The 7,255-nt window shown below is 39.0% G+C and carries 6 protein-coding genes; 2 read left to right on the forward strand and 4 right to left on the reverse strand.

Translation table 11 applies throughout. From position 1 onward, the window contains the following. Positions 1-292: 292 nt before the first annotated feature. A complete protein-coding gene (locus GNF10_RS33550; protein ID WP_185581760.1) occupies positions 293-898 on the reverse strand; it encodes a DUF3318 domain-containing protein in 606 nt (201 codons plus the stop codon). A 268-nt stretch (positions 899-1,166) separates the two neighbouring features. On the opposite strand from GNF10_RS33550, the gene GNF10_RS33555 reads away from it, so the two are divergent. Continuing rightward, positions 1,167-1,427 carry a hypothetical protein gene (locus GNF10_RS33555; RefSeq protein WP_185581761.1) on the forward strand — a complete coding sequence of 87 codons (261 nt, stop codon included), beginning with the start codon at positions 1,167-1,169 and terminating at the stop codon, positions 1,425-1,427. 82 nt (positions 1,428-1,509) lie between these two features. Here the strand turns inward: GNF10_RS33555 and GNF10_RS33560 are convergent, their stop codons facing one another. The 3 genes from GNF10_RS33560 to GNF10_RS33570 form a co-directional block, all read right to left on the reverse strand. Beyond that, the gene (locus GNF10_RS33560) at positions 1,510-3,168 is read right to left on the reverse strand and encodes an iron uptake porin (protein WP_185581762.1); all 1,659 of its coding nucleotides are present in this window, start codon (positions 3,166-3,168) and stop codon (positions 1,510-1,512) included. Positions 3,169-3,300: 132 nt separating this feature from the next. Next, positions 3,301-3,930, reverse strand: a complete 630-nt coding sequence (locus tag GNF10_RS33565; protein WP_185581763.1) for a Crp/Fnr family transcriptional regulator — start codon at positions 3,928-3,930, stop codon at positions 3,301-3,303. Positions 3,931-4,390: 460 nt separating this feature from the next. Further along, entirely contained in the window at positions 4,391-5,638 is a 1,248-nt protein-coding gene (locus GNF10_RS33570) for a glycosyltransferase (RefSeq protein ID WP_185581962.1), read from the reverse strand. 975 nt (positions 5,639-6,613) lie between these two features. On the opposite strand from GNF10_RS33570, the gene GNF10_RS33575 reads away from it, so the two are divergent. Continuing rightward, a partial coding sequence (locus GNF10_RS33575; protein ID WP_221644692.1) for a hypothetical protein occupies positions 6,614-7,255 on the forward strand: 642 nt, incomplete at its 3' end.

The following is a 7,255-nucleotide window of genomic DNA, read 5'->3' on the forward strand; positions in this document are numbered from 1 at the left end:
GGGTTAAATGCCTTACCCTTTCCCCTTTGGCCTTTCCCCAGCCCTCACTCAGCATTTTTGGGTTGGCAGACTACTAGGTAAGCACTTCATAAGCAACGCCGAGAAGGTATGACAAAACTCCCCAGTTTTTACATCTAAGTCAGTTAAACACACATTCTCTGATTCCAGTGTAGAATAGCCCCATGCTTTGCAGCTAGTTAGAAGCTCATGTATTGCACTCCGTTAGAAGCTTTGAGCTAAATGCACAAAGTCGTATTTGTGGCTAAAAGCTTGCTGTAGTGATAAAAAAGTTCTACTTATCATAACTTTCTGGTATACCCACTGGTGATAAGCCTGCGATCGCTCTGAGATTTTGACAACGAATCAACTCAGTAAAATTTAAACCAGAACGCCCTTCAATTTTTGCTACCGCTTCAATTGCCAACAATAGGTGCTGCGCTGCTTCCGCTTCTGAATAACCGCGCCGTTGTGCTATGCGAATTGCTGCTGCATCTGCATTTAACTCTGACTCTTGAGATTTATTAGTGCGCCAGATCCGAAAAGCAGCGATCGCACTTAATCCCCCAGCTATGGCTACACCCACCACATCTGACTGTGATGCTTCTAATAAGCCGCCTAACATCCCCACTAGCACGACACCTTGATAAATATCGGGTTTAAACCACTTCACCCCCGTCAACCAGCTAACCATCTGCAACAGTAGTAAATCTCGTTGCGGCTTTGCTAGGCAACGCCATAAATCGAAATTAATATATATTGGTCGCGTCTGATTCCAGGGTTGGGGAAAGGAGGCATCAATCACTTTTGCCTGTTCCGGCTTACTCACGATTTTTGTCGTCATCCGGCCAGAAGCAGGCATTACATCTAATAAACGGCGAATTTCAACATTTGGCTCCATAAATTTAATTATTAGCCATAATGTGTATAGTAATTATTTTAGTTACCATTTGTGTTAATCTTTGATTTGTGAGATGCGATCGCAATCTTTCCAAATAGTTATTCTATTAGTGAAAATCTCTGTAAATGGCGATTTGTAAATAGTTTAGACAAAGCCATAAAAATATTGATAAAGCAGTTTGATAGTGTGGCGGGATTTTATAGTATCCGTTTGCCTCCAAGTTCAAAACCTGAAAGTTTTGGATGACCATTGATATTACTGTAACGATATGGACGCTTTTGCTACCCTCCCACCTGAATGGACGAATCAGGCAATACACGCTTATGAATTTTACTGTCCTAATTGCCACTCAACTAGCCGAGAAGCTGAAAAAGTTTGGCTAAATCGGCGATCGCCTGTACTTACAGAAGACCGTCGTCGCAAATGGCAAGAGTTCTATTATTGCCACTGTGCTACTGTGTGGTGGGCTTGGAGTAACGATCGCCCCCCTAAAGATATATCCAATCAGCCAGATTATAATCCTACATAGCTAATTTTTTTCCTGAATAAAAGCCCACCTCAAGGCGGGCTTTTATTTATCTAATTCTGAGCTTTATTTCTCATCACCAATTTTAGAAGGTGAAGGTAGTACGCAGAGTGCCTACGTATTCAGTATCATTAGCATCGTTATGCTCTGGATTGAAGATTACCAACAAGCCAGGCGTGATTTGAATGTTATCGGAAAGCTTGAACTTGTAAAGACCCTCTAAGTGATAAGATGTATCGTCATCTAAGTTAACATTGGCAGCGACATCTTTTATGCTACCACCAGTAACTTTGGGTGGTTGACCAAAGATCACGCCTAAAACGTTGCCTTCTCCACCAAAGTCTTTCAAAGCAAGCGCCCCAGCCCAGTACCAAATATCAGCATCTGCGCCAATATTACCACCAGCCCTAGCATCAGCAGTTGTGTAACCTCCCCAACCACTAATAGCCAAGGTAGAGCCAAGTTGGAAGGTAGCTTCTATACCGTAGTTGTTAGATTCAGTGCGAGTACCAGCCCCAAAGGGATTATTGGCAAAAGCGCTACCTGTACCCTGGAAGAGGCTGTTGGCAGCATTACCAGCAAAGTAGCTACGGGCGTAAGTCAGACCAATATTGAAGGCTTTGCTGGGCTTGAAAGTTAATTGACCAAAGATGGCATTATCACCATCAAACAGCCCGTTACTAAGGTCTGGATTATTAGCACCAAAGACACCATTACCAGTTGAAGGAGCTAAATAAGCACCAGTCAAGCTGATAGCTTGGTTAGGATTGAAAGTTACAGTCAAACCAGCACCATTTTGACCTTGACGGTAGATGGGGCTGAAACGTCCATATCGAGAAAGTGCGCCTCTACCAGAGCTTGCAAAGTCAGGGTTAAAGGTGTTTACGTTTTCGTATAATTCACCGCCACTCGCATCAATCTTGACACGCACTGCGTCAGTGAAATTGAAAGCGTAGTTAATTTTATCGATTACAACAGAGTTGTTATTATTTCCATCAAAACCCAAGCGGGTCATGTTGGTACCGCTCACACCATTATTAGGAACGATGTTGCCAGCATTCAGACGGATTTGCAACTGGTCTTTTCCAGTGAAACTGCTATACAAGTTCAAACGAACGCGGTCTGAAAAAGTAGTATTGCTGTCTAAGTCGGCGTTATCAGCGGTAGAAGGAGTAGTATCAGCCCTATTTCCACCAAAAACATCAGAAACGGCGAAAATTGCTTCCCCAACCAACTTTGTGGTAGTGGAGAACTGATTAGCTTCAAGTTCAGAAGTGCGGGCTTCTAATCCATCCACACGACCGCGCAGAGTTGCTAATTCAGCAGAATATTCTTCTTGTAAGCGCTGTAAAGTAGCTAAATCTTGTTTGCTGACTAAATCAGCAGTAGCTGTAGCAATCAGTTCGTTAACCCGATCTAAACAGGCATTCAAACCTGCGGCAAATTCATAACGGGTCAAAGCACGGTTCCCACGATAGGTACTGTTGGGATAACCTGCAATACAGCCGTAGCGCTCAACTAGAGATTGTAAAGCTTGGAATGCCCAATCTGTGGGTTGCACATCTGAAAATTGCGAAACTGATGTTACCTGACTCATATCATTAGAGTCTTGAGCTTCAGATAACTGGGCAGCATTTGTTACTTGTTCGTTGACTTCAGCAGCTAGAGCGCTATTAGCAACAAAAAATGTCGCAGCTATAATAACTGGACTAACCTTAAAAAGATTCCAGAATCGTTTTGTCATGTTTATACTTTCACTCACACCTAAATAACCCGACCACTGTAAAACGCTTATAACACTTTACTTTCGGGAATTCTACACACAATCACAGACATGATTATACATTACACTCTGTGAATTTTACAAGCAATTCAGCTAACATACTGCTGAACCATAATTTTTAATTAGTTTATTTGGTAAACGCAAAATAATGCGGCGTTTGTGACGTAAAACTGCTCCTTCTTCCTCCAATTGCTGTAAGAGGCGGGTAACTGTTACTCGCGTGGTATTTAATACTTCAGCAATATCTTGATGGGTAACATTTAAATCAATTAGTTTTCCCTTATCTACATCACGTCCAAATTTTTCACTTAACCACACCAAAAATTGCCATAAGCGTAGCGAAATTGGTTTTCGATGCACAATACTTAGTAGATCCTCTGCCTGTTGAATATGGGACAACAAAGCATTAATATCTTGATGCCATAAATGAGGCGGTACAATGCTTACTTCTACGCCTGTGAGACATTCAATTTGGTAGGGCTTGACCCTAGATAAAGGATAGCCAATCAGATCCCCTAATCCCCAATAACCAAGAGTGATGAATGTTCCGTCTTCACTCCACGTTAAGGTACGAACTGCACCGTATTCAATACGCCAAAGTACGTCATTTTGAAGTGGAATTACTTCCCTACGGGTAAATATCTGCTGGGGTAATTGTCCGCTGAAAGCAGAGCTATTTGACACGGCAGAAGAGTTTGAAGTAGGAGTTGTAGAATATATCATTAACAGTAACTACATAATTACCAGGCAATCTCGATATTTAAAATGATTAAGAAACTCTAATAATTTGTATAAAACAAAATCAACCTGTGTATTTCTGGCGATGAGAGCTAGAGACTAACTCAAAATCTTTTCATTGAAACAACTTCTTGTTTTAGGTATCTATGAGTTAGATAGATACTAATTTTTTTTCAGTTGTTTGTCTGTTACTTTAGTTGTGCAAGTTTAAGAATAGGTAAGCTTTTAGTAAAATATTTAGTTAAATTATTTTTATTGAGCAAGTTTTCAAGCAAAAAAGGTGGGTTTCTCTCGCACCCATACGTACTCCGTATGGAAACGAGCGAAACCCCATTAAGCTAAGTCGTTAAGACTTGTAGCTAGTAAGTATCATTTTTACTACATACTTAATACTAACTTGAGATTTAAGTTCGTTCTAAAGGCAAAAATCAAAATCCCGTTGTGATTATTTTACCTCAGTGACACGCCAGCTAAGTTTCAAATTAATCCAGAAATTCCAGATAGTAGCAACTGCGATCGCAATAAAGTTGGCAATATAACGGTTAGGAATAAGAAAATTGAATACCAAATTTAATACCAGTACATTCAATACCAATCCAGCAAGGCAAATGGCGTTGAACTTCAAAAACCGCTTCAGGCGTTGATGCCATTCTTGCTGTCTAGCGCTGACATCAGCAAATGTCCAAGCGTCATTCCACAAGAAATTATTTAAAATCGCAATTTCACCAGCCATAATTTTGCTGCGTGTTAGAGGCCAAGCCAAGGTAGTGGGATCGCTGAGTAAATAAAGAATTGTCATATCCACAAATACCCCACTCAATCCTACTAAGCCAAAGCGGATAAATCGGCCAATTGGGAAACCCGTTTGTTGAGTAAGTTTTTGTTTTTTATTACCTCCGGTTAGCCGTAACCTTACTAAATGGTGAATGTAATCTATGTATTGTTTCCATGTAACTTTGCTTTCACCCTCTTTGCGTTCACAAAATACATATCCAACTTCGGCAACTTCATCTACCTTTCCCCGACCGATTACTTCTAAGAGAATTTTGTATCCCACTGGATTGAGTGTTGCATTAGCGATCGCACTTCGACGCACCATAAAATAACCACTCATCGGGTCGGAAACTCTGCCCAGTACTCCCGGTAAAATAACCAAGCCTAATAATTGAGCGCCACGAGACAATAAACGTCTGACAACACTCCAGCTACTAACACCGCCTCCTTCAACATGACGACTAGCTACTGCCAAATCCGCTCCCTGCTCAACACTACGCAACAGTTGCATTAGCACCTCTGGCGGATGCTGCAAATCTCCATCAATTACCCCTAACACACTTCCCGTAGCTGCTTGCCACCCACGAATCACTGCCGAAGATAGCCCCCGTTCTTGTTGTCGTCGCATCACCCGCAACTGAGGGTATTCTGTTGTCAGAGATTGTGCTATTTCCCAAGTTCGGTCTGGGCTATCATCGTCTACCACAATTAGTTCATAGTTTCCTGGAATTGATTCATCAAGTAACTGACTCAATATACTGACCACATTTTGGATGTTGTCACGCTCTTTATAAGTAGGAATTACTAGAGATAGATGAATAGATTCACCACTTGTACCCGCATTATTAGGGGGCAACTCTGAAATCTTTAGTGGGCCCGTTGGTACTGCTAACAGCGAGTTGGATGAGTTTGTCTTCATAATTTCACATTTATCGGTAAAGACTAAATGAAATAGAGTCGAACATCTGCGCGCTTTATTGGCTGAACCTGGTTAGCCAAAGTTTTTTGCTACATTTTAGATGTTCTGAAAAGTTTGACATCTGCCTCCTGCCTTCTGAACGGAGGTGGGTTGAAAACCCTTGTCTATTTATCTCTGCACGTTTTATATATTCAGAAGTCCATAACTTCCTTTATGTGTAAGCTTTAAACCTTCAGTTACCCTTTGAAAAAATGATTTCTTCCATGTACTGATGAAACAACTCGAAACACCTAGTATTGGCATTCTTGCTTCATGGCTGTATCTACAGCGTGGCATATTAACTGCATTTGCTAGTTTAATATCACCATTATCTTGGCTGTGTTCAATAAACTTTGTTATTGATTCTATCCACATGATACATCCTGTACTTAGTCGCAAACATGACTTTAGTTGCTTTTTCAGTATTGAATTCTATCAGAAATGGTATAGAATTGCTATACATCGCACGAATGATTTAAGATTGCTGTATTAATTGCTATATTGTCTTTTGAGTTTTGTGAGCTATGAATCATTGAAGATGTCCAGTTTTCCTAAGTAACTTTATAATACTCCTGAGTAATAAGCATTCAATTGTATACAATTATTCAATGTCAAATAAATTATTATAAATAATTATAATACAATTGAAAATTTGATTAGAAGCTGAAGTTTTTAAGACCAGCAAAGTCAATACTTAGCTTAATTTTAATTGTGGATTTAAAACCCTGTATTAAATTAATGTAAGCGCATCTAAAATATTATTGAAAAAGCTAAAACTATAGAATATGAATTTCTGGTTTGGTTGAGTTCTAAAGACTAGGTGGCGAAGGCTTAATTTTTAGCAATAAGCTGTACGGAATGGGATTACTTAGGTCTTTCTTCTTTATTATTATGGAAAATATGCACTTTACCTGGGAGTAAAATTTTTCTATGCTTATGCTAAACGCAAACAATTTATCTAACAGTAAGAAAAACCAAATATTATTAGGCTTCGCCATAATTTTATCATTAATATTATGTGGAGAATTAGCAATCAGAGCTTATTTTTTTTATCTTGATGCTTTAGGTAATTACACAGGTCGATATTTACCTGATTTCCCCAACCCTTTTGACCAAATAAGAACAGGCTTAGAATTCTTTTTTTTAAATATTATATATGTTGTGTGGCTAATAATAAACAAGAACAAGGAGAAAGATATAAGCTTTATAAAATTATTAAAAAATAGTTCATTTTTTCTGTTAATTGCCTTTGCAGGTTATCCAATAACTACTGATATCAATTTGTATATACATTATGGTTTGATGTATTTAAATGGAATTAACCCTTTTGTGAACCCTGCAAGTACATTTACCTCAGAATTGTCTCCATTTCTTGTTTGGAAACAGACTTCTACCTATGGGCCTATATCTCAACTATTTTTTATGTTTTCTGGCTTTTTCGTTGCGATTACTCCTAGTTTAGGAATTTATGTATTTAAATTAATCTGTCTTTTATTCCATATATTAAATAGTTACTTAATTTGGGGACATTTAAAAAACTCTCCTCATAAAATTAATGTAACAACTGCATATTTAGTT

It is taken from the genome of Nostoc sp. UCD121, assembly GCF_014222285.1.
Lineage (GTDB): Bacteria > Cyanobacteriota > Cyanobacteriia > Cyanobacteriales > Nostocaceae > Nostoc.